Source organism: Protofrankia sp. CiP3 (assembly GCF_917627345.1).
In the GTDB taxonomy this organism is placed as follows: domain Bacteria; phylum Actinomycetota; class Actinomycetes; order Frankiales; family Frankiaceae; genus Protofrankia.
The window spans coordinates 25,725-27,019 of the sequence record NZ_CAKJTM010000068.1 but is presented as its reverse complement, the minus strand read 5'-3'; the positions used below and the strand labels follow the sequence as shown (position 1 = coordinate 27,019).

Sequence of the window (1,295 nt, the reverse complement as noted above, 5' to 3'; positions counted from 1 at the left end):
CCCGGATCGGGTGGCTCGGCCGCCGGCGGGGGCCGCTCGCGGGCCGTGACCGGCGTCGAGGTACGGCCGGCGGGATGGTCGGCGGCGGCGCGAATCTCGTCGTCGACGCGCAGTGGCATGCCCGCGCCGGCGGTCCACCGCGGCCCGTACGCGTCGGCCGCCGCACGGGCCAGGTCCAGAGCGAAGGCGAGAGCCGACTCCTGGCGCTCGCCCGGTTCCCGGGCGAGCGCCCGCAGCAGGACCGCGGCCACTGGCGGCGCCACGCCGGGCGGCGGCGGCGGCGGGGTGTGGAGCCGGTGATGCCACACCATGTGGACGGGCAGCCCCGGGTCGACCGGGAGAACGCCGCTGAGGAGGTGGTAGAGCACCACACCGAGCGCGTACAGGTCGGTGGCGGGGCCGAGGCGGCCGCCGACGATCTGCTCGGGAGCCATGTAGATCGGCGTTCCGACCACCGCGCTCGCGGTGGCCTCCGCGCCCGCCTCGAAGGGCTTCGCGATGCCGAAGTCGGTGACCTTGAGCAGGTCGTCGGCACCGAACATCATGTTGTCGGGTTTGACGTCACGATGCAGAACGCCGTGCGTGTGCGCGCAGTGCAGCGCCGCGGCCGCGGCGAGGCCCACCGCGCAGGCTCCCCGCGCGGTCATGCCGCGGCGACGGCGGGTGAGCGTCCCGCCCGGCAGGAGCTCCATGACGATCAGTCGAAGGGCGTCGGTCTCGACGTAGTCGTAGACCCGCACTACATGCGGATGGTCGATCCTGGCGAGTAGCTCCGCCTCGTCGGCGAAGCGGGCGGCGACCGCGTCGGGCCCCGTCGGCAGGACCTTGATCGCGACGGGGCGGTTCAACGTGCGATGCCGGCCGGCGACGACGAGCCCGAACGCGCCGGCGCCGAGATCGCCCCCGATCTCGTAGCCGGGGAGAGCGGCGACGATCCGTCCCCGATCAACGATCACGACCGCTACCGTACAACGCATCAGAGCAGCAACGGTCAGCTCATGGCGTTTCGGATGCTGCGCTACGTCGTAGGTGTCTGGGACCGTTACCTGGGCGATCATCCCAGGGCGACCCAGCTGCCGGCGGTGGTCCCGCTGGTCGTGCACCGGACAGGCTTTCGACCAGGTCGGTCAGGGCTTCCGCCCACCTGTCCTCCCGGTAGATGGCACCCGTCACGGCCTCGGTAACGGCCGCCAGCACCACGACCTGCTCGTATTGGCCGGCACGGGCCAATGGGCGGAATCAAGCGGTCAAGGCGACGCATGCCTTTCCAGCAGATCGTTGAAAACTTCTACCAG

General features: G+C 71.6%; 2 protein-coding genes. One reads left to right on the top strand and one right to left on the bottom strand.

Translation table 11 applies throughout. The features are described 5' to 3' along the window. On the bottom strand, positions 1-956 hold a 956-nt coding region (locus tag MJ797_RS19285), incomplete at its 3' end, for a serine/threonine-protein kinase (RefSeq protein ID WP_239337404.1). On the opposite strand from MJ797_RS19285, the gene MJ797_RS27580 reads away from it, so the two are divergent. Beyond that, the gene (locus tag MJ797_RS27580; protein WP_374582591.1) at positions 855-1,184 is read left to right on the top strand and encodes an Rpn family recombination-promoting nuclease/putative transposase; all 330 of its coding nucleotides are present in this window, start codon (positions 855-857) and stop codon (positions 1,182-1,184) included. The genes MJ797_RS19285 and MJ797_RS27580 overlap by 102 nt on opposite strands. The last annotated feature ends 111 nt before the right edge of the window (positions 1,185-1,295 follow it).

What these genes read in the sequence shown, in the direction of transcription:
- MJ797_RS27580 (WP_374582591.1), top strand. Translation starts at nt 855, where the DNA reads ATGCCGGCCGGCGACGACGAGCCCGAACGCGCCGGCGCCGAGATCGCC.